At 64.4% G+C, this 18,539-nt stretch carries 17 protein-coding genes; 13 read left to right on the plus strand and 4 right to left on the minus strand.

Going from position 1 to position 18,539, the window contains the following annotated elements; all coding sequences use genetic code 11:
* Nucleotides 1-17 precede the first annotated feature (17 nt).
* The 5 genes from ACVOLL_RS10990 (at nt 18) to ACVOLL_RS11010 (ending at nt 3,648) form a co-directional block, all read left to right on the plus strand.
* Nucleotides 18-1,646, plus strand: coding sequence for a mechanosensitive ion channel family protein (locus ACVOLL_RS10990; RefSeq protein ID WP_481512940.1), 1,629 nt, complete (start codon nt 18-20; stop codon nt 1,644-1,646).
* Between the two features lie 182 nt (nt 1,647-1,828).
* Nucleotides 1,829-2,749, plus strand: a complete 921-nt coding sequence (gene rocF / locus ACVOLL_RS10995) for an arginase (RefSeq protein WP_481512941.1) — start codon at nt 1,829-1,831, stop codon at nt 2,747-2,749.
* 144 nt (nt 2,750-2,893) lie between these two features.
* A complete protein-coding gene (locus ACVOLL_RS11000) occupies nt 2,894-3,046 on the plus strand; it encodes an entericidin A/B family lipoprotein (RefSeq protein WP_481512942.1) in 153 nt (50 codons plus the stop codon).
* 54 nt (nt 3,047-3,100) lie between these two features.
* Nucleotides 3,101-3,238, plus strand: a complete 138-nt coding sequence (locus ACVOLL_RS11005; protein ID WP_481510314.1) for an entericidin A/B family lipoprotein — start codon at nt 3,101-3,103, stop codon at nt 3,236-3,238.
* 188 nt (nt 3,239-3,426) lie between these two features.
* A complete protein-coding gene (locus ACVOLL_RS11010; RefSeq protein WP_282269033.1) occupies nt 3,427-3,648 on the plus strand; it encodes a CsbD family protein in 222 nt (73 codons plus the stop codon).
* 213 nt (nt 3,649-3,861) lie between these two features.
* Here ACVOLL_RS11010 and ACVOLL_RS11015 read toward each other — a convergent pair whose 3' ends face one another.
* The gene (locus tag ACVOLL_RS11015) at nt 3,862-4,689 is read right to left on the minus strand and encodes a hypothetical protein (RefSeq protein WP_481512943.1); all 828 of its coding nucleotides are present in this window, start codon (nt 4,687-4,689) and stop codon (nt 3,862-3,864) included.
* 121 nt (nt 4,690-4,810) lie between these two features.
* On the opposite strand from ACVOLL_RS11015, the gene ACVOLL_RS11020 reads away from it, so the two are divergent.
* The 4 genes from ACVOLL_RS11020 (at nt 4,811) to ACVOLL_RS11035 (ending at nt 9,393) form a co-directional block, all read left to right on the plus strand.
* A complete protein-coding gene (locus tag ACVOLL_RS11020; protein WP_481512944.1) occupies nt 4,811-6,112 on the plus strand; it encodes a tryptophan--tRNA ligase in 1,302 nt (433 codons plus the stop codon).
* 23 nt (nt 6,113-6,135) lie between these two features.
* Entirely contained in the window at nt 6,136-6,429 is a 294-nt protein-coding gene (locus ACVOLL_RS11025; RefSeq protein ID WP_282273156.1) for a hypothetical protein, read from the plus strand.
* Nucleotides 6,430-6,514: 85 nt separating this feature from the next.
* Complete coding sequence (locus ACVOLL_RS11030; RefSeq protein ID WP_481512945.1) at nt 6,515-7,447, plus strand: MBL fold metallo-hydrolase; 933 nt, start codon at nt 6,515-6,517, stop codon at nt 7,445-7,447.
* Between the two features lie 293 nt (nt 7,448-7,740).
* Entirely contained in the window at nt 7,741-9,393 is a 1,653-nt protein-coding gene (locus ACVOLL_RS11035; RefSeq protein ID WP_481512964.1) for a M28 family metallopeptidase, read from the plus strand.
* A 274-nt stretch (nt 9,394-9,667) separates the two neighbouring features.
* Here ACVOLL_RS11035 and ACVOLL_RS11040 read toward each other — a convergent pair whose 3' ends face one another.
* A complete protein-coding gene (locus ACVOLL_RS11040) occupies nt 9,668-11,002 on the minus strand; it encodes an MFS transporter (protein ID WP_481512946.1) in 1,335 nt (444 codons plus the stop codon).
* Nucleotides 11,003-11,201: 199 nt separating this feature from the next.
* On the opposite strand from ACVOLL_RS11040, the gene yedA reads away from it, so the two are divergent.
* Both yedA and rarD read left to right on the plus strand, forming a co-directional pair.
* A complete protein-coding gene (gene yedA, locus ACVOLL_RS11045) occupies nt 11,202-12,104 on the plus strand; it encodes a drug/metabolite exporter YedA (protein WP_481512947.1) in 903 nt (300 codons plus the stop codon).
* Nucleotides 12,101-13,012: an EamA family transporter RarD gene (gene rarD, locus ACVOLL_RS11050; protein ID WP_481512948.1), complete on the plus strand. Its 912-nt coding sequence runs from the start codon at nt 12,101-12,103 to the stop codon at nt 13,010-13,012. Before yedA ends, rarD begins: the two co-directional genes overlap by 4 nt.
* 66 nt (nt 13,013-13,078) lie before the next feature.
* Here rarD and ACVOLL_RS11055 read toward each other — a convergent pair whose 3' ends face one another.
* Entirely contained in the window at nt 13,079-14,788 is a 1,710-nt protein-coding gene (locus ACVOLL_RS11055) for a M28 family metallopeptidase (RefSeq protein WP_481512949.1), read from the minus strand.
* 61 nt (nt 14,789-14,849) lie between these two features.
* Nucleotides 14,850-15,503: a DUF4097 family beta strand repeat-containing protein gene (locus tag ACVOLL_RS11060; RefSeq protein WP_481512950.1), complete on the minus strand. Its 654-nt coding sequence runs from the start codon at nt 15,501-15,503 to the stop codon at nt 14,850-14,852.
* A gap of 166 nt (nt 15,504-15,669) precedes the next feature.
* Between ACVOLL_RS11060 and ACVOLL_RS11065 the strand changes: the two genes are divergently transcribed.
* Entirely contained in the window at nt 15,670-16,896 is a 1,227-nt protein-coding gene (locus ACVOLL_RS11065; protein ID WP_481512951.1) for a murein hydrolase activator EnvC family protein, read from the plus strand.
* Between the two features lie 116 nt (nt 16,897-17,012).
* On the plus strand, nt 17,013-18,425 hold the full coding sequence (locus ACVOLL_RS11070) for a S41 family peptidase (RefSeq protein WP_481512952.1): 1,413 nt from the start codon (nt 17,013-17,015) through the stop codon (nt 18,423-18,425).
* Nucleotides 18,426-18,539 lie beyond the last annotated feature (114 nt).

An 18,539-nucleotide genomic window follows, 5' to 3' on the forward strand; every position in this document is an offset into this window, starting at 1 on the left:
CGCGGGGAAGCGCAACGATGTTCGGAAGCAGCGTCGCAGTCTGGTCGGTGGTACGTCGGTTCGTGCTGGCGGTCGCGCTCGTCCCGCTGGCTGCGCTGGTGCTGCCGGCCACGGAGGCAGCCGCCAATGAGCAGGCGCAGGTTGAGGGGTCGGTTCCGGCGACGGTGCGCTTCTACAACCGTGACATCCTGACCTTCCGCAGTGCGTTCATGGGCCGCTCGCCATCGCAGCGTGCCGCGGTCACCGAGTTCAACATCAAGCGCATCGTCGATGAGCCCGGCGTGCCCAGGGTCACCTTCAACGACACCGCCGATGGCGCGATCCTGCTGCTTGGGGGCGAGGTGGTCACCCTCATCACGCCTGCCGATGTGGATAGCGCACAGGGCGAAACGCTGGGCCAGGTGCGTGAGGAGGTGCGCAGTCGGCTCGACGACGCGGTCGTCGCGGCTGAGCGGGCACCGGGCCGTATGCTCCGCGGCGTTTTGCATTGTCTTGTCGCCACGCTGTTTGCAGGGTTGTTGATCTGGTTGATGGCTTGGGCAGCGCGCAGGCTGCGTGCGGCAATGCTGGCCTGGGTCGGTCAAAGGGCGGGGACGCTGCGCAGTGCGCCGGTCCGGCAGATGTTGCATGGGGCAAACGCGCTGGCCGATTGGCTGTCGCGCGCGGTGCTGCTGTTGGCGGTGTTGTTGCTGGCAGAGGAATGGCTGCGCTACGTATTCCATCAGTTTGACTACACCCAGCCCTGGGCCAAGGCGATGACGGCTTGGGTTACCGCCCAGGCCAAGGCCTGGCTGTGGGCAGGTGTGGCGGCAATCCCGGGGTTGGTCACCGCGGTCATCATCTTTCTGTTGGCGCGCCTGTGCAGCCAGATTGTCGGCATGTTGTTCCGGGGCGTGCAGAACGGGCGCTTCCAGTTGTTTGGCATCGACCGCCAACTGGCCGAACCCAGCCGCAAGCTGACCGTGGGGGGTATCTGGCTGTTTGCGCTGGTGATGGCCTATCCCTATCTGCCCGGCTCAGGCAGCGACGCCTTCAAGGGTCTGAGCGTACTGCTGGGCGTGATGATATCGCTGGGCGGCTCCAGCATCGTTGGCCAGGCAGCGGCAGGTTTCACCCTGCTCTATGCGCGGACGATGTCGATTGGCGACCTGGTCAAGGTGGCCGATGTCGAGGGGCAGGTGATCCAGATCGGCTTGTTCACCACCCGCATCCGCACCCTGACCGGGGTGGAAGTCAGTCTTCCCAACATGCACGTGCTCAGTGGCAAATTGTTGAATTACTCGCGCGATCCACAGGCCACGGGCATGTGGCTGGAGACCGGCGTCACCATCGGCTATGACACGCCGTGGCGGCAGGTGCAGCGGCTGCTGCTGGATGCGGCCGGCAACACCGCGCATGTGCAGAGCGCGCCTGCCGCCTATGTACTGCAGACCGCGCTCAATGACTTCTATGTCGCCTATGTGCTGCGCGTGCATATCGTTGAGTTCCCGCTGCGCGCGGAGATCCTCAGCGCGCTGCACGCCAACATCCAGGACGCGTTCAACGCAGCCGGGGTGCAGATCATGTCGCCCAACTACATTGCCGACCCTGAGCAGCCAAAGATCGTGGCGCCCGCCGATTGGGATCCGCAAGGCCCGGCGGCGTGATCGCCATGCAGGTATCCGTTGCCTGACCAACCCGTCGCGAACGGCTGACATGTAAGCGGCGTAAGCTTGCCAAAACCTGCTCCGCAGCCGCTCGAAGGCTTGCCCTGCCTCGGTTTGCCGCGCTGCCGCAAGGCCTTTGCGCGGTGGCTCGTTAAACTGATTTCATTTGCAACGGAGGTCGTATGGCTGGTTTTCGTCCGGTGTCGCTGATTGGCGTGCCTACCGATGTGGGTGCAGGTGCGCGCGGCGCGCGGCTTGGCCCGGAGGCGCTGCGCATTGCAGGCTTGCCTGAGGCGCTGGTCGAACGCGGCGTGGACGTGCGCGACATCGGCAACCTCGATGGTCCGCGCAATCCATGGACCGGCCCGGTGCAGGGCTACCGTCACCTCGACGAAGTAGTCGCCTGGAACCACGCGCTGATGGAGGCGAGTTACGCCGAGCTGAAGCAAGGCCGCATGCCGATCATGCTTGGCGGCGACCATTGCCTGGGCGTGGGGTCGATTACCGCGGTCGCGCGCTGGTGCCGTGAGCAGGGCAAGCAGCTGCGCGTGCTGTGGCTGGACGCGCACTCGGACTTCAACACCTCCGATGTCACTCCGTCAGGCAACATCCACGGCATGCCGGTGGCCTGTCTGTGTGGCCTCGGCCCGCAAGGCCTGACCCATCTGGGCGGCAACGCCCCGGCGATCGCACCATGGCAGGTCCACCAGATCGGCATCCGCTCGGTTGACCCGGAAGAGAAGCGCCTGATCAAGCAGCACCGCGTGGATGTCTACGACATGCGCTACATCGACGAAGCAGGGATGAAGCGGACAATGGAAGCCGCGCTGCATGGCATCGATGCCAATACCCATCTGCACGTCAGTTTCGATGTGGACTTCCTCGACCCCAGCATCGCGCCGGGCGTTGGTACCACGGTTCCCGGTGGCGTCAATTACCGCGAGGCGCAGCTGGTGATGGAGATGATCGCTGACACCGGGCTGATGGGCTCGCTGGACATCGTCGAACTGAATCCGCTGCTCGATCACCAGAACCGCACCGCCGAGCTGGCCGTGGACCTGGTGGAGAGCCTGTTCGGTAAATCCACACTGATGCGCGATTAACGTTTAAGAGACATCGCTGAACGTGTGCTGCGCGACTTCACGCAGAGCACACAGCCCAGCCGCCAGATTCGTCTTCACACGCGGAAAGCCTGTCGCCGGTTCGTCGGCACGGCTTCCGCCTTATCAGTGAGGAGACGATCAACGATGAAGCGATTACTGATGTTGGCCCTGGTGGGTGCGTTCTCGGTTGGCATGCTCAGCGGCTGCAACACCATGGCCGGCGCTGGCAAGGACATGCAGAAGGCGGGCGAAAAGGTCGAAGACAAGGCGCAAGATTGCAAAGACGGCAAGTGCTGATGAACGCGCGGTCCCTTGCGGACCGCACCGATGGAACCACCACAGGAGAATCACATGAAGCGTTTGGTCGCCCTGATGTTGTTGTCGCTGTTCTCGGTCGCGGTGCTGTCGGGCTGCAACACGGTTGCCGGTGCCGGCAAAGATGTGCAGAAGGTGGGCGAGAAAGTTGAAGGTGCTGCCAAGGGGCATTGATCCCGCAGCGCCATCCAGATGAACGAAGAGGCCGGCATTGCCGGCCTTTTTCATGCGCGGGTTTGTTAGCTGAAGCGATGTTCACCAAGGTCAGCAGCACACAAGGAATCATGGACCTCATTCCAACAGCGCTGCAGCGAAGGTGGTCCCACGCGAATCAACCGCGTATCCCCCGAAGGAGCAGCGTAATGAACAAAGACATCATTTCCGGCAAGTGGACCCAGCTCAAGGGCAAGGTACAGGCCAAGTGGGGCGACATCACCGACGACGACATGAAGGTGGCCGAAGGCAACGCCGAATACCTCGCAGGTCGCCTGCAGGAACGCTACGGCTGGGCCAAGGACCGCGCCGAAACCGAGGTGCGCGACTTCCAGAAGGCGCTGCACAAGGACTATCCCGATTACCACTGATGCAGCGTGACTGAGGAAATTCGTTTGCCTAAAAAAGAAACCGATGCCAGTCCTCTGGCATCGGTTTCTTTTTGCTTTTTTGTAGGAGCGGCGTAAGCCGCGAAGCCGGGGGATCATCAGATGGCATGGGGGGTAAGGGCTTTGGCAAGGTCAGCTTCGCGGCTTACGCCGCTCCTACAGACAAGCTGCGGCCCCGCGCTGCGACCAACCAACTCAGCGCCAACGCGCCGGCGGATCCGGCACGAAGCCGCTGGGGAACGCCTGTGGCGAGTTGTCCACGTGACGATAGCCGCGCGGCAGGATGCCCATCGCAACCAAACGCTGCCGCGAGTCATAGCGCACCTCGCTGACCTGCACCGGGTTGCGGCTGGCACGCTCGAAACTGGTCAATGACGAACTCGACCACTCACGCTCACCATGACCGGTGCCCAGTCGCTGCCGCGATTCGCTCTTGGCCATCGCGCTGGGCGCAGCGGCTTCGGCGGCGCGCCCACTTGCACTGGCGCTGGCCTCGGCACGGTCCTCGTACTGTGGCATCGGCCGCGGCGTGGGCCTGGGCATCGGCAGTGGGCGCACGTCATACACCGGCCGGCGCGCCTCGTTGAACACCGCGATGCCGATCACCCCGACATTGGCCGGGCGGCCGGTGCGGCTGGCGTAGCTGTCGCTGGAGCTGGTGAACACGAACTGCGCCACTTCGGCATTGGATTTGCGCCAGCCGGTGATCTCGCTGCTCTGCCACGGCTCCAGTACATAGCCGGACTGGCTGGGTGAGGCAGTCTGGCCGGTGATGGCATTCACTCCGTCCACCGACAGCACCACCAGCACGCGCTGGCCGCTGCGGTTCTGCATGCGCACGCTGTAGCGGTGGCCGGGGCTGCCGGCCACCCATTGCTGGCCCCGGTGCGGGTGCAGGTCCAGCTCCTGCCCGTCGTCGCGGTCGATCACCGACAGCTGCACCGGGCCCTCATCTGTCGGCCGTACCGGGCTGAACCCACATAGCGCGACAACCGACAACACACTGGCTAGAAAACGGTACATGGCAGGCTCCTTGGCGGGGTACGTGGCTTGAAACGGCCGGGCGCGGGCAATGGGGTTGAGGGCGGGGACAGGCTGGGGCGGTTACACTGGCCCGGTTCATCCGCTCGTCAGCTTGGTTTACATGACTACCCGCGTCCTCACCGGCATCACCCCCTCCGGCACTCCCCATCTCGGCAACTACGTCGGCGCGATCCGCCCGGCCATTGCCGCCAGCCAGGCCTCGGATATCGAGAGCTTCTTCTTCCTGGCCGACCTGCACAGCCTGATCAAGGCGCAGGAGCCCGAGCGCACCCAGCGTTCGACCCTGGAGATCGCGGCCAGCTGGCTGGCCTGCGGCCTGGACCCGGACAAGGTGTGGTTCTACCGGCAGAGCGACATCCCGGAAACCACCGAGCTGATGTGGTTCCTCACCGTGGTCGCCAGCAAGGGCATCCTCAATCGCGCCCATGCCTACAAGGCGGCGGTGGACAAGAACCGCGAGGAGCAGCTCGACGATGACGCAGGTGTCAGCGCCGGCCTGTTCATGTACCCGGTATTGATGGCCGCCGATATCCTGATCTTCAACGCCAACAAGGTGCCGGTGGGTCGTGACCAGATCCAGCACATCGAGATGGCCCGCGATTTCGCCCAGCGCTTCAACCACGTCTACGGTAAGGAGTACTTCGCCCTGCCGGAAGTGATCATCGACGAACAGGTGGCCACCCTGGCCGGCCTGGACGGCCGCAAGATGAGCAAGAGCTATAGCAACACCATCCCGCTGTTCGTGCCACGCGAGGAGCTGAAGAAGCTGGTGTTCTCCATCCTCACCGACTCGCGCCTGCCGGGCGAGCCCAAGGACACCGAGGGCTCGGCGCTGTTCCAGATGTACCAGGCCTTCGCCAGCCCGCAGCAGACTGCGGCCTTTGCCAAGGCCTTTGCCGAGGGCATCAGCTGGGGCGATGCCAAGCAGCAGCTGTTCGAGCGCATCGACGCCGAGCTGTCGCCGCTGCGCGAGCGCTACAACGCCTTGATGGCCGAGCCTGAGAAGATCGAAGCCATCCTGCGCAAGCGCGGCCAGCAGCTGCGCGAGCAGTTCGCTATCCCGCTGCTGAAGGAACTGCGCCACGCCGTCGGCCTGCGTGACCTATCCGCCGCCGGCGACAAGCCCAAGGCCGCGGTCGCTGCCAAGGCGGCGCTGCCGCTGTTCAAGCAGTACCGCGAGAAGGACGGCCGCTTCTACTTCAAGCTGCTCGATGGCGAAGGCGCGCTGCTGATCCAGAGCGAAGGCTTTGACTCGCCGCGCGATGCCGGCCAGCTGATCGCCGTACTCAAGCAGGCCGAGCAGGGCGATGCACTGCAGAGCGAGCTGTTCAAGGTCGAAGTGGAAGTGGAGCCGGTGCTGGCGGCATTGCGCGAACTGCGCGAGGCTGCGGCGAAGGAGTAATCACCCTGTGGAGGAGCACGTCGATGGCCTGGTTGTCGTTGTTGTTGTTTCTCCCCTGGTTCTGCGTGATGGGAGCGCTGTACTGGTGGTTCCCGCGCCAGCCGCGCAATCGCCGGCGCAGCGTGTTTGATGCATCGATGCTGGTGCTGGCCCTGGTGGCCAGCATCGGTTTCATGTTGTGGGGTTACCACGTGGGCGCAACCGAGGTGGCCGAAGGCCTGTGGAAGCAGATCCTCGCCGTGCTGTATGCCTACGGCGGCTTCCTGGCGGTAATGGTGCTGGCATTGTTGCTGCGCCCACGCGTACTGCAGCACTGAGCCGACGCGGCTGCGACAAAAGTCCGGGTTGAGTGCGGGCAGGGTGGCTGGCAGGATCGAAGCCAGTTTCTGCCGGAGTTGCCGCATGTCTCTTGCCCATGGCATCCACACCATCGATACCGCGTTCCAGCGCGATCACTTCGATGCGGCCTACCTGATCGTGCAGGACGGACGTGGCGCGTTCGTCGATTGCGGTACCACCCACTCGCTGCCCAATCTGCTGGCCTGCATTGCGCAGGCGGGCCTGACGCCTGCGGATATCGACTGGCTGATCGTCACCCATGTGCACCTGGATCATGCCGGCGGCGCCGGTGCGCTGATGCAGCAGCTGCCCAATGCGCGGTTGGTCGTGCACCCGCGTGGTGCCCAGCACATGATCGATCCGACCCGGCTGATCGCCGGCGCAACAGCGGTGTATGGCGAAGCCGAGATCGCGCGCAGCTACGGCCAGATCGTGCCGGTGCCGGCCGAGCGCGTGGTGGTTGCCGAGGACGGGCATCGCGTTCTGCTGGCGGGTCGCGAGCTGGTCTGCGTGGATACGCCGGGACATGCACGGCATCACTTCTGCGTGTGGGATGCGGCCAGTCGCAGCTGGTTCACCGGCGACACGTTTGGCCTGTCGTACCGCGAGCTGGATCATGCCGGCGGTGCGTTCATCATCCCCACCTCGTCGCCAGTGCAGTTCGAGCCGGAGGCAATGCATGCCTCGATCCTGCGCTTGATGCAGGAAGCACCGGAAGGCATGTACCTGACCCATTACGGCCGCGTCGAAGGCACGGCGCGATTGGCGCAGGAACTGCACGAGCAGATCGACGCGATGGTTGCGATCGCACAGCGCTGCAGCGGCGAGCCGGAGCGCCATCGCCTGCTGGTGGATGCGCTCGGTGCGCTGTATGTAGCGCGATTGAGATTGCAGGGCAGCCCGCTGGATGCATCTGAAGTGCTGCGGGTTCTGGCAATGGATATCGAGCTCAACGCGCAGGGCCTGGCCTGTTGGCTGGACCGCGAGAAGCGCTGAGGGGCGGCGGGGTTGGTAGTGCCGAGCCATGCTCGGCAGAGGCTTTCCCAGTGATGCATCAGCTCTATGTGGGAGCGGTGTAAACCGCGAAGCCACGATCAGAACAGAAGCGGTGAAGCCCACCCCTCCCCACCCCTCCCCTTCGCTGCGCGAAAGGGAAGGGGTGTAGTGCCGAGCCATGCTCGGCAGGGGCTTTCCCGGCAACGCTTCTGCCGAGCATGGCCCGGCACTACCAAGGCAAGGCCGGTTAGAATCTGCCATTCATTCTGTCGTTGGTAGTTGCCGTGAATCCGATGCGCATCCTGCTGCTGTCCTCCTGCCTGTTTGTCGGCGGCATCGCCTCGGCGGCCAATGACCTGCCCGGCGGTGGCATCGATCCGGAAGCACTGTCGCGGCATGTGCGCATCCTCGCCTCGGACGAGTTCGAAGGTCGTGCTCCGGCCTCGGCCGGTGAGCAGCGCACCGTGGACTATCTGGTCAACGAATTCCGCAAGGCCGGCCTGCAGCCGGGCGGCAAGGACGGCAGCTGGGTGCAGGAAGTGCCGCTGGTCCGCGCCACGGTGGACGGCCCGGTACAGGCCAGCCTGAGCTTGAACGGCAAGTCGCAACCGCTGGTCAACGGTGAGGACATCACCCTGCAGAGCCTTAGCCCGTTCGGTGTGGTCGACCAGCAGGACACGCCGCTGGTGTTCATCGGCTACGGTATCTCCGCGCCGGAACGGCATTGGGACGATTACAAGGATCTGGACCTGAGCGGCAAGATCGCCGTCGTGCTGATCAATGACGCCGACTTCGAGACCGATGCACCGGGCGCGTTCGACGGCAAGGCCGTCACCTACTACGGCCGCTGGACCTACAAGTTCGAGGAAGCCGCACGCCGCGGCGCCGAGGGCGTGCTGATCGTGCACGAGACCGCTCCGGCCGCCTATCCGTGGGCGACGGTGAAGGCGTCGGGTACTTCGCCGCTGTTCGATATCGAACGCAGCAACGATGAGGCACTGGCCGCGCATACGCCGGTACGTGGCTGGATGCAGCGTGCCCTGGCCGAACGCATCTTCAGTGCCGCTGGCCTCGATTTCGAGACCGAGAAGCGCAAGGCGATGAAGGCTGACTTCCGTCCTGTCGAGCTCGGCGACGCCAGTCTCACCACCAGCTTCTGGGTCAAGCGTGAGCGCGTGGTCACTCGTAATGTGGTGGCCAAGCTGGAAGGCAGCAGCCATCCGCAGGAGTCGGTGATCTTCTCCGCACACTGGGACGCCTTCGGCATCGGCCAGCCGGACGCAAGCGGCCAGACTGTGCGTCATGGCGCCATTGACAACGCCACCGGCGTGGCCTCGGTGTTGGAGCTGGGCCGCGTGTTCGCCGCCGGCCCGCGGCCGCAGCGTTCGCTGTATTTCATCGCGTTGACGGCCGAAGAGAAGGGCCTGCTCGGTGCCAGCTACTACGCCGCGCACCCGCTGGCACCGCTGGAAACCACGGCAGCGGTATTGAACATCGAGATGTTCAGCCCGGACGGCGAAACCGCCGACATCGCGACCTGGGGCAATGGCCGGGTTTCGCTGGAAGACGATGTGCAGCGTGTTGCACAGGCACGTGGCCGTCGCTGGTCGCCGGACCCGAACCTGGAAGCCGGCTTCTTCTATCGCGCTGATCACTTTGCCTTTGCCCGCAAGGGTGTGCCGGCGATCACCGTAGGTGCTGGTCTGGACAAGCTGGACGGTGGTGTTGCCGCCGGCCGCGCGCTGCGTGATGCCTATTTCGCCAAGTGCTACCACCAGGCCTGCGATGCGTGGACGCCGCAGTGGGATGCGCGTGGTTTGGCTGCCGATACCTTGCTGGTTTACGACATGGGCCTGGAGTTGGCCAATAGTCGACAGTGGCCAACGTGGCAGAAGGGCGCGGAGTTCGAGGCTGCGCGTGAAGCGAGTGATGCTGCGAGACGTTGAGTGATATTGCGTGGCGTTGAGTGATGCGAAGACCGGCGGACTGAGTCCGCCGTTTTTTGTTTTTGCTCTTTGCTTCTTATGCCGTCATTCCCGCGCAGGCGGGAATCGCTCTGGCCTTTGCTGTTTGCATTTGACAGGACGAAGGCAGGGAAAAGGGCAAGTGCAAAAGGCAAAGGCAAAGGCAAAGGCAAAGGCAAAGGCATAGAGCGATTCCCGCCTGCGCGGGAATGACGGCTTGAAAGCAAAGCCAAAGCCAAAGCCAAAGCCAAAGCCTTTACCGCCGCGTACCATCCAACCAGTTCGGCCCTTTGTTCTTCAGAAAGAACACATACACCACCAGCGATACCGCAATCACCGCGGTGACATAGATCGCAAACGTATCCACATGCCCGGTCTTCAGCGCACCCTGATAGAGCAACGGCGCCGTACCGCCAAACAATGAATTGGCCATCGCATAGCCAAAGCCCACGCCCAGCGCACGCACATGCGTGGGGAACAGCTCGGCCTTCACCACCGCGTTGATCGAGGTGTAGCCGGTGAGGATGACGAAGCCGACTGCCAGCACCAGGAAGGCCATCAGCGGGTCATGCTGCTGCGGCAGCTGGGTGATCATGTACCAGCTGTAGAGCACGCCGCCTACGCCGAAGAACACCAGCAGGCTCTTGCGCCCGACGATGTCCGACAGCCAACCGCCGACCGGTTGCAGCAGCATCAAAAACGTCAGTACGCCCAGGTTGATCACGGTGCCGGTCATCACGTCATTGCCGGCGAAAGCGCTCTGGATCATCTTCGGCCCGTTCACCGAGTAGGTGTAGAACGCCACCGTGCCGCCAGCGGTGATCAGGAAACACAGCAGCAACGGTCGCCATTGATGCACGAACAGCTCGTACATGGAGCCGGAGGTCTTTGCGCGGCCATCCTTCGCCGCTTCGATGGAATCGGATGTCAGCGATTCGTCCATGCTCCGGCGCAGCCAGAACACCACGATGGCGGCGATGCCGCCGATGCCGAAGGCGATGCGCCAGCCCCAGGCGGAGATCTCGGGTTTGTCCCACAGCAGCAACATGCCGAGCAGGGTCAGCTGCGCCAGCACGTGGCCGCCAACCAGGGTGACGTAGTGGAACGAGGACAGAAAGCCGCGCCGGCCGGGAATCGCCGCCTCGGACATATAGGTCGCACTGGTGCCGTATTCGCCACCGGTGGCAAAGCCCTGCGCCAGCCGGGCCAGCAGCAGGATCAATGCTGCGGCACCGCCAATCTGCGCGGCGGTCGGGGTGATCGCGATCAGGAACGAGCAGGCCGCCATCACCGTCACTGAAACCGTCAGTGCGCGGCGGCGGCCGTAGCGGTCGGCGAAGCGGCCGAAGTACCAGGCACCGATCGGACGCATCAGGAAGGTCGCCGCGAAAATCGCCCACACGTAGATGGTGGAGTTCTTGTCGGCGGCCGAGAAGAACTGCGACTCGAAGTACACGGCGAACACCGAGTACACATAGACGTCATACCACTCGACCAGATTGCCGGCCGAACCTTTCAAGGTGTTGGAGATGGAGCGACGCAGGGCGGCGCGGTCGGAGGCTGCCGGTGCGCTGGCGCTGGAGGTGTTCATGCAGAAGCGGTCCTCGCTTGATGGCCAATGGCCGGGCGATGCGCGCAGCTGTGGCGCGGCGGTCGGTCCAACCCTAGCGCAGACCATGTATGGATGATGTAGGTGACCTGCCAAACGAATACAGCATGCCGTTTTTCAGACTGATCTCGGCGCCGCTGTGCCCTAGAATTCACCTTCCCCCGAATGGTGGCACCGCCTCATGTCCTCCCCCGATTCCACGCCGGCTGCTCCTCCCAGGGGTGGCCTTGTCGTTTTGGCCTTGTTGCTGGTCTACGTGGTGTGGGGGTCGACCTATCTCGGCATCCATCTGGCGTTGGAAAGCGGATTGCCGCCGCTGACGGTGATCTCCGGTACCCGCTTCGTCATTGCTGGCAGCGTGCTCTATGCCCTGCTGCGTTGGCGTGGTGTGGCCGCGCCGACCCGCGCGCAATGGAAGACGCTGGCGGTGATGGGCCTGTGTCTGCTGTTCCTCGGCAACGGCATGGTGGTGCTGGCCGAGCGTGATGTGTCGTCGGGTCTGGCGGCGGTGGCGGTGGCCTCGGTGCCGTTGTGGATGGCCTTGTTCTCGGCCATCCGTGGCGAGAAAGTCACCCGCGGTGAATGGCTGGGTATTGCCGTTGGCTTCGTCGGCGTGGTCTGGCTCAACGCCGGCAGCAGCCTGACTGCAACGCCTACCGGCTTGATCCTGCTGCTGATCGCACCGCTGGGCTGGGCGTTCGGTTCGATCTGGTCGCGCGGCCGTGACCTGCCATCGCCGTTCATGACCGCCGCCGGGCAGATGCTGTGCGGTGGCGTGATCCTGGTCTGCGCCGGCCTGCTGCGCGGTGAGCGGATCAGCACCTGGCCCAACCTGCAGGGCCTGCTGTCGGTGAGCTATCTGACCGTATTCGGCTCGATCATCGCCTTCACCGCTTACGTGTGGCTGCTGCACAACGTGCGCCCGGTGCTGGCCAGCAGCTATGCCTACGTCAATCCGGTGATCGCCGTCGCCCTTGGCGTGTGGATCGCACATGAGCGTTTCAGTGTTTCCGATCTCGGTGCGATGGCGGTGATTCTGGCCGGCGTCGTGGTCATCACTCTTGCCAGGCTGCGTCGCGCATGAACAGCAACAGCGAACACCGCAACGGCCTCTGGGCCATCACTCTGGCCTTCGTCATCTGGGGCCTGTTCCCGCTGTACTGGCACCTGCTCAAGGAGGTGCCGTCGTTCCTGATCATTGCCCATCGTATTGTCTGGAGTGCGGTGCTGCTGGTTGGCGGCCTGAGCATCGTGCGCGGCTGGGGCTGGCTGACGGAGGTTTGGGCAACGCCGCGGCGGTTCTGGCTGCTGGGTCTGTCCAGCCTGCTGATCGCGCTGAACTGGAGCCTGTACATCTGGGCGGTGAACGCCGGCCACGTGGTCGAAACCAGCCTGGGTTATTTCATCAACCCGCTGCTGAGCGTGCTGCTCGGGGTGATGGTGTTGGGCGAACGCCTGGGCAAGCTGCAATGGCTGGCGGTGGCGCTGGCAGCGCTGGGCGTGGCCTGGCTGACCTGGCAGAGCGGGCGCCCGCCGTGGATTGCGATTGGCCTGTCCATCACCTTTGGCCTGTACGGCCTGCTGCGCAAGCTGGTGGTGGTGGACGCGGTGAGCGGGCTGGGCGTGGAAAGTCTGTTCATGGTGGCGCCGGCGCTGGCCTATGTGCTCTGGGCCGAGAGCGGCCATGGTGGCGGTTTCATCTCCGGCTGGGGCGTTGGCATCGACGCGCTGCTGGTACTGGCCGGTGCGGTCAGTGCGATCCCGCTGATTGCCTTCGCCTTCGGTGTGCGGCGGGTGCCGCTGACCGTGGTTGGCCTGCTGCAGTACATCGCGCCGACCCTGCAGTTCCTGGTCGGTGTGCTGGTGTTCCGCGAGGCGTTCAGTGCCAATCAGCTGGTTGGCTTCTGCCTGATCTGGGCCGGGCTGGTGGTGTTTGCGGTGGCCGGTGTGCGGAAGGCGCGGATGGCGAGTGCGGCTTCGCCGACGACCTAAGCAACGTAGCCATACACAAACAAGAACGGCGCCCAACGGCGCCGTTCTCTAGCGATCAGCAGTGGCTTATTTGCCCGTGTTGCTGTCCTTGTTCTTCATCATCGCGTCGCGGTTGGCCTTGAACGGGTTGCCTTCATACCAGTTCGGCCAGGCATCGCCGCCGGCCAGCTGCTGGCCAACGCCGTACAACAGTTCCAGGTCTTCGACGATGCCGTCGAGCTTCCAGGTGGCCGGGTCGTACTCGTCCTTCGGACCGTGATAACGGTCCTTGCCATAGGCTTCGGCCGCACGCTTGCCGGCCTCGACACCGCCATCGATCAGGTCTTCGCCGCCATCGGCATACAGTGCCGGCACGCCGGCCTTGGCGAAGTTGAAGTGATCGGAGCGGAAGTAGAAGCCGCTCTGCACCGAGCTTTCCGCATGCAGGGTACGGCCCTGCTTGGCGGCCAGCGGCTTGAGCAGGTCTTCCAGCTCGGAGCTGCCGAAGCCCGTTACGGTGAGGTCACGCGCGCGACCATTGACCGACATCGCATCGATGTTGATCACGCCGGCAATCTTGTCCAGCGGGAAGGTCGGGTGGTTCACGTAGTACTGCGAACCGAGCAGGCCCGATTCCTCCAGCGTCACCGCCAGGAACACCACCGAGCGCTCCGGCGGAGTCTGCTGGTGGGCCATCGCATCGGCCACTTCAAGAATGCCGGCCACGCCGGTCGCGTTGTCGACCGCACCGTTGTAGATGTTGTCGCCGGTTTCACCTTCGTGCTTGCCGAGGTGATCCCAGTGCGCCATGTACAGCACGGCTTCGTCGGCACGCTTGCTGCCCGGAAGCACGCCGACCACGTTACGTGACTTCTTCTGCGCGATGGTGCTCTTCAGGTCCAGCGACAGGCTGGCATTCAACGGTGCCGGCTTGAAGCCACGCTTGCTGGCGTCCTTGTAGGCCTTGTCCAGGTCCAGCCCGGCGTCGGCAAACAGCTTGCGTGCGGCCTCGGCGCTGAGCCAGCCCTGTGCCTGCAGGCGCGGCTGGCTGTCTTCGGCGGCGGGCAGGTCGTACTGCGCACCGCCCCAGGAGTTCTTCACCACATCCCAGCCATAGGACGCGCCGGCGCTGTCATGCACGATCAGCGCGGCAGCAGCGCCCTTGCGGGCGGCTTCCTCGAACTTGTAGGTCCAGCGCCCGTAATAGGTCATGCGCTTGCCATCGAACAACTTGGCATCGTCGGTGTGGAAGCCCGGGTCGTTGACGAACATCACCACCGTCTTGCCCTTCCAATCCTGGCCGGTGTAGTCGTTCCAGTTCTGCTCGGGTGCGTCCACGCCGTAACCGACAAACACCAGCTCGCTGTTGTCGATCTTGATTTCCGGCTGGCCGCTGCGGGTGCCGATCACCATGTCGGTGCCGAATACCAGGTCACGGCTGGCCTGGCCCTGCTGGATCTTCAGCACGGTAGCCGGGTTGGCCGTGGTTTCGGTCATCGGCACTTCCTGGAACCAGCTGTCGCCGTTGCCCGGCTGCAGGCCGATGCGCTGCATCTGGTCGCGGATGTAGTTGACCGTCAGCTCTTCGCCGTTGCTGCCGGGGGCGCGGCCTTCGAACTCATCCGAGGCCAGGGTCTTTACCAGTTCGCCGAAGTCGGCAGCGTTGATGCCGCCGGCAAAGGTGTGGGCCGGAGCCGGGGCTGGGGCGGGCGCGGAGGCCGCCGGTGCCGGTGCCTCCTGCTTGCAGGCGGCCAGTGCCGCGGTCGCGGCCAGGCACAACAACAGTTTGCGATGCATGAGAACTCCGGGTTGCAAGATCGAACCCGGATTCTAGGCAGGATTGGCCTGCAATGCGCGTTCAGCGTGGCGCGGTTTCGCTGTCGAAGCGTTGCGGCGTGGCGCCGGTCACAGGACCGATCTTCGCCGAGTCGTGCACCAGCAGCACGACCTCGCGCTCGAACACCAGCGGGCCTTCGACCACGGCGTTCGGGCCGATGACGATACGCGGCTTGCGCGGTGCGGTCAGCGAGATGCCGAACGAGGGACGATTGACCTTGATGCCGCCTCTGACAACTGAATCGATACCAACGGTGATGTCGCCATTGACGGTTTCGATGTCGCCAGCCAACTGCACGGCGACCAGGCCGATGCTGCCGTTGACGGTTTCAATGCTGCCGCCAATGCGGCTGCCGCGATCAACGTAGATGCCGCCGTTGACCGTATCCAGGCCGTGGGTAATCACCAGGTTGCGGCCGCCGCGGATGCCACCGTTGACGGTTTCGATGCTGTGCGCCTGCACATTGTCTTCGATGCGCACGCTGCCGTTCACGGTCTCGACGCTGTTGGCCTGCACTCCTGCGGCCAACTGGATGCCGCCATTGACGGTTTCCAGATCGCCGTAGGTGTTGCCGGCCTGGGTCTGGATGCTGCCATTGACCTTGCTGATGTCGTCGGCGGCCAGCGCCAGCGGGGCATTCGCGCTCAGCAGCAGAAGTAGAAATAGACGTTTCATGAGATCTCCACTGTGGAAATGCCGATGGACTGGGCGGCATGGCACCACGCTTGGGTACAATCCGCATCTGCCTGAAGTCACTGGAACCTCTTTGCGCCAGCCCAGTCACCAGCCTCGTTCACAACGACCTGCGGCCCTGCCGCCATGGCGCGGTGCTTGCCTGTTGATGCTGGGGGTGCTGTTGGTTGGTCCATTATCGGCACAGAACAGTTCGCGTGACACCGAAAAGAAGCTGCAGCAGCTGCGCGGCGAGATCAAAGGTGTTGCGCAGGAACGGCGCCAGCTGGAAGGGCAGCGTGGTGAAGCCAGCCAGCGCCTGCGCGAGGCCGACCAGAAGGTCGCCCGCAGCGGCCGGGCGGTAGCCGAGGCCGAAGCCGCAGTGCAGCGCGAGCAACAATCATTGGCTGCCCTGCAGCAACGCCGGACCACGCTGGAAAGCGGCCTGGCCCAGCAGCGCCAGCAGCTGGCAACGCTGCTGCGCGGCGCCTACCAGCTGGGCAACCACGCGCCATTGAAGCTGCTGCTGTCGCAGGACAGCGTGGCCGATGCCAATCGCGAACTGGCCTATCACCGCTATCTGCAGCGTGAGCGGGCCAAGGCAATCACCGGCCTGACCACCGATCTGCAGGCGCTGACCAGCACCGAGCAGCAGATCGTCGCGCGCAGCAAAGAACTGGAGCAGGCCCGCGAACAACAGCGCCAGCAGGCTACCGCGTTGGCCCAGGACCGTCGCCAGCGCGCCAGCGTGCTGAGCGAACTGGATACCCGCTATCAGGATCGCAGCGAGCGCGAGAAGGCCTTGGGCAAGGACGCACGCGCGCTGGAGCAGGTGCTGGCCAGCTTGCGTGCCGCTGCTGCGCGCGCCGAAGCCGAGCGCCGTGCGGCCGCCCGTCGTGCCGCCGAGCAGGCGCGGCAGGCTGCAGCTGCCAATGGCGGCTCAACGCGGAGCCCGGCCCGGGCCGCGCCGGGCAAGGTGCCACCGCGGGTGGTCGCCAATGCGCCGGCGCCGCGGGTTGGTGGCTTGGGTTGGCCGTTGTCGGGCAATCTGCTGGCCCGTTACGGTGGTCGCCTGCCGGATGGCCGCAACAGCGCCGGCGTGCTGATCGGCGCCCCGGCCGGTAGCACGGTGACCGCAGTCGCTGACGGCACCGTGGTGTTCTCCGACTGGATGACCGGTTACGGCATGATCCTGATCGTCGATCACGGCAACGGCTATATGAGCCTGTACGCGCATAACGACGCCTTGCTCAAGGATGCTGGCGCCAGCATCAAGCGTGGCGATGCGGTGGCCAAGGTCGGCAACTCCGGTGGCCAGGGCGTGACCGCCCTGTACTTTGAACTGCGTCGCAACGGCCAGCCGGTGGATCCATCGACCTGGCTGCAGCGGCAGTAACGCCGGCTGAGCGCTGGTACAGGCGGCGGCGCCGATTCAACAAGAATTTAGCTGGGCTTCGCGCATAATCGGGTCCAGCGCGGTTATTGCGCATCCGTTTTCTCATGGAGTGGTTCATGCGTGTAGCCCGTCTTGCTGCTGCCCTGCTGTTGGCCCTGTCACCGGCTGTTGCATTGGCCCAGAGCGCCCCGGACAAGGTGTCCAAGGCGGACGATCCCGACGCCAAGGAATCGGTGACCTCGCGCGTACCGCTGGATGAGATCCGCCGCTTCGTAGGTGTCTACAACGCCGTGCGTGCGGCTTACGTTGATCCGGTGGATGACAAGAAGCTGATGCAGTCGGCCGTACGCGGCTTGTTGCTGGAGCTGGACCCGCACAGCACCTACTTCAACAAAGAAGATGCCGAGGCCTTCGACGAGCAGACCAACGGTGCCTACGAAGGCATCGGCGTGGAGGTACTGCAGCAGGAAAACACCTTGAAGGTGGTGTCGCCGATCGACGACACCCCGGCCGCGCGAGCAGGTCTGAAGGCCGGTGACCTGATCGTGGCCATCGATGGCACCCCGATCAACGCCATCGATGCCAGCGAACCGCTGCGTGGCAAGGCAGGCAGCAGCGTGGTGCTGACCATCGCCCGTGGCGAACAGAAGCCCTTCGATGTCACCGTGATGCGCGAGACCATCCGCGTCACCAGCGTGCGCAGCAAGATGCTGGAGCCGGGTTACGGCTATATCCGCATCAGCACCTTCCAGGCCGATACCGGCGCCGATTTCCAGAAGCAGTTGAACCAACTGCAGGCGCAGGCTGGTGGCAAGTTGAAGGGCCTGGTGCTGGACCTGCGCAGCAATCCGGGCGGCCTGCTCACGGCCGCCGTGCAGGTAGCGGATGATCTGCTGGAGAGGGGCGGCATCGTCAGTACCCGCGGCCGCATCTCGATCAGCGACGCCAAGTTCGACGCCACCCCGGGCGACCTGCTCAAGGGCGCACCGATGGTGGTGTTGGCCGACGCTGGCTCGGCCAGCGCATCGGAAGTGCTGGCTGGTGCTTTGCGTGACAATGGCCGCGCCCGCGTGGTCGGCAGCCGCACTTTCGGCAAGGGTTCGGTACAGACCGTGCTGCCGCTGGACAACGGCGACTCGGTCAAGCTGACCACCGCCCGTTACTACACGCCCAGCGGCCGCTCGATCCAGGCCACCGGCATCCTGCCGGATGTGGAGCTGACCCCGGATCCGGCCGATGCGGTCAACGACCTGCCGCCCAGTCTGAGCGACTACAGTGAAGCCAAGCTGCCCGGCCATCTGCGTGGCGATGACGAAGCGGTGGGCAGCAAGGCCGGCGTGGTGTTGCCGGGCGATGCCCCGATCCAGTCGGCGCTGCAGGAACTCAAGCACCCCGGCTCGGTAGCAGCGGCACAGGCCGCAGCGGCGAAAGCCAAGCCCGCCAACACCGCAGCGAAGCCGCCAGCCCCGGCGGCGGCTGCAAAGCCGGAAGCCACAGAAAAGCCCGCCGCCGCAGAAAAGCCCCTGTAGTGCCGAGCCATGCTCGGCAGCTTTAGCCGGGCCATGTCGGCGCTCTTGTAGGAGCGGCGTCAGCCGCGAAGCCGACATCAATGAAATTGCAGACAAGCCGGTGATCTGATGGGT

The sequence above is a fragment of the Stenotrophomonas sp. STEN035 genome (genome assembly GCF_056759935.1).

Coding starts and splice junctions, on each gene's coding strand:
- ACVOLL_RS10990 (WP_481512940.1), top strand. CDS start 18: ATGTTCGGAAGCAGCGTCGCAGTCTGGTCGGTGGTACGTCGGTTCGTG.
- rocF (WP_481512941.1), top strand. CDS start 1,829: ATGGCTGGTTTTCGTCCGGTGTCGCTGATTGGCGTGCCTACCGATGTG.
- ACVOLL_RS11000 (WP_481512942.1), top strand. CDS start 2,894: ATGAAGCGATTACTGATGTTGGCCCTGGTGGGTGCGTTCTCGGTTGGC.
- ACVOLL_RS11005 (WP_481510314.1), top strand. CDS start 3,101: ATGAAGCGTTTGGTCGCCCTGATGTTGTTGTCGCTGTTCTCGGTCGCG.
- ACVOLL_RS11010 (WP_282269033.1), top strand. CDS start 3,427: ATGAACAAAGACATCATTTCCGGCAAGTGGACCCAGCTCAAGGGCAAG.
- ACVOLL_RS11015 (WP_481512943.1), bottom strand. CDS start 4,689: ATGTACCGTTTTCTAGCCAGTGTGTTGTCGGTTGTCGCGCTATGTGGG.
- ACVOLL_RS11020 (WP_481512944.1), top strand. CDS start 4,811: ATGACTACCCGCGTCCTCACCGGCATCACCCCCTCCGGCACTCCCCAT.
- ACVOLL_RS11025 (WP_282273156.1), top strand. CDS start 6,136: ATGGCCTGGTTGTCGTTGTTGTTGTTTCTCCCCTGGTTCTGCGTGATG.
- ACVOLL_RS11030 (WP_481512945.1), top strand. CDS start 6,515: ATGTCTCTTGCCCATGGCATCCACACCATCGATACCGCGTTCCAGCGC.
- ACVOLL_RS11035 (WP_481512964.1), top strand. CDS start 7,741: ATGCGCATCCTGCTGCTGTCCTCCTGCCTGTTTGTCGGCGGCATCGCC.
- ACVOLL_RS11040 (WP_481512946.1), bottom strand. CDS start 11,002: ATGAACACCTCCAGCGCCAGCGCACCGGCAGCCTCCGACCGCGCCGCC.
- yedA (WP_481512947.1), top strand. CDS start 11,202: ATGTCCTCCCCCGATTCCACGCCGGCTGCTCCTCCCAGGGGTGGCCTT.
- rarD (WP_481512948.1), top strand. CDS start 12,101: ATGAACAGCAACAGCGAACACCGCAACGGCCTCTGGGCCATCACTCTG.
- ACVOLL_RS11055 (WP_481512949.1), bottom strand. CDS start 14,788: ATGCATCGCAAACTGTTGTTGTGCCTGGCCGCGACCGCGGCACTGGCC.
- ACVOLL_RS11060 (WP_481512950.1), bottom strand. CDS start 15,503: ATGAAACGTCTATTTCTACTTCTGCTGCTGAGCGCGAATGCCCCGCTG.
- ACVOLL_RS11065 (WP_481512951.1), top strand. CDS start 15,670: ATGCTGGGGGTGCTGTTGGTTGGTCCATTATCGGCACAGAACAGTTCG.
- ACVOLL_RS11070 (WP_481512952.1), top strand. CDS start 17,013: ATGCGTGTAGCCCGTCTTGCTGCTGCCCTGCTGTTGGCCCTGTCACCG.